General features: G+C 56.4%; 2 protein-coding genes and 1 pseudogene. All 3 read left to right on the top strand.

The window, feature by feature from the left end; all coding sequences use genetic code 11:
• Positions 1-220 (top strand): annotated as a pseudogene (locus tag B5F88_RS19595) (hypothetical protein); the annotation flags it as partial.
• Positions 217-636 (top strand): synapsin-1 (Synapsin I), encoded by a 420-nt coding sequence (locus tag B5F88_RS19600; RefSeq protein ID WP_087937063.1) that lies wholly within the window; start codon positions 217-219, stop codon positions 634-636. The pseudogene B5F88_RS19595 and the gene B5F88_RS19600, both read left to right, overlap by 4 nt.
• A gap of 1 nt (position 637) precedes the next feature.
• Positions 638-1,036 carry a hypothetical protein gene (locus tag B5F88_RS19605; protein WP_087937064.1) on the top strand — a complete coding sequence of 133 codons (399 nt, stop codon included), beginning with the start codon at positions 638-640 and terminating at the stop codon, positions 1,034-1,036.
• Positions 1,037-1,178 lie beyond the last annotated feature (142 nt).

A 1,178-nucleotide genomic window follows, 5' to 3' on the forward strand; every position in this document is an offset into this window, starting at 1 on the left:
GAGATATTTTGTGGTCATCCGGGACAGTCCCCATGAGACCCATAAGTGGACCATCTACACGGAGCGCCATGGATTTGAACAGCCGGAATTCACCTGTGCAAATGTGCGGAATATGCTCCGCCATATCAACACCATGGCCCCGGAAACCTGGCGCGGTGATCCGCAGCCTGCAAAAACACCGCGTTCCCCTCAAAAAAAGCGCAAGGAGGCAGAACGATGAAGCGGGAAAACGCGGGTGCCAAGCCGACTGCTCCGCCCAGACTGCCGCCAGAGGCGGAGCAGGAGATCCTGGAGGCGTTGTTCGAGGGAATGGAGATCCACTCCAGCGAGATCGCCGCGATCCTGAAAAAGCATGGCGTGTGCGGGGATGTGGAGGCCCTCCAGGACAGCTACCGCAAGCGCCTGGGCCAGCGGCTCATGGCCAGTCTCCGGGATGAGTGCGGGCGGCGTGAGGTGCTGGCCAACGGAAAAGGCAGCTATGTGGTGCTGGAGGGCTGCGGCGACAGGCGGCAGCTCAAGCAGATCCGCCGCCGTATCCAGAGCCAGATGAATGGGCTGGATCTCTCGGCACGGAAAGTGTCCGGCAGGCTGACTGTTCTGGAACGGCTGGCCCACAAGTGGAGAAGGGCTGGTTGAGATGGACGCAAAGACATTCTATGAGCAGCTCGCCCCGGAACTGGACCCAGGGGGCTTCAAGCTGTACTTCACAGCCCAAAGGATGACAGGCTTTGATCTATATAAGCAGTTCCCTTATGAGGACTCCCGCGGGATGTTTGAAAGGATGAACGGTCATCAGCTCATGCGCTATCTGCTGGCGGATCAGTTCCATGCCATCCGCTGGGAGATCGTGCCCGGAACTGGCTATGAACACGCAATCCTCCAACCCATTGATACTACCACACCAGCCTACCAACAGTTTGAACGCAGATTATATGAAACGCTGTTGCAAAATTGCCATCTGAATCCACTGGAGCATGAACAGGCAGCGCGGGTTACACAGAAGCAACGCCATCGGAACGGGCGTGGCTCCAGATGAACGGGGCTATTGCCACAGGATGTCCGGCAGATAAAAAAGAGGTGATCATTACGGCAGAGCAAGACCATGTTACTAAAATTACAGAGGATAATCCGGATGCTTTTTGGGATTTGATTCATCAGGCAAAAACCGCTTGCGGCCA

Source organism: Flavonifractor sp. An306, assembly GCF_002159455.1.
GTDB lineage: Bacteria > Bacillota > Clostridia > Oscillospirales > Oscillospiraceae > Flavonifractor.

Coding starts and splice junctions, on each gene's coding strand:
- B5F88_RS19605 (WP_087937064.1), top strand. CDS start 638: ATGGACGCAAAGACATTCTATGAGCAGCTCGCCCCGGAACTGGACCCA.
- B5F88_RS19600 (WP_087937063.1), top strand. CDS start 217: ATGAAGCGGGAAAACGCGGGTGCCAAGCCGACTGCTCCGCCCAGACTG.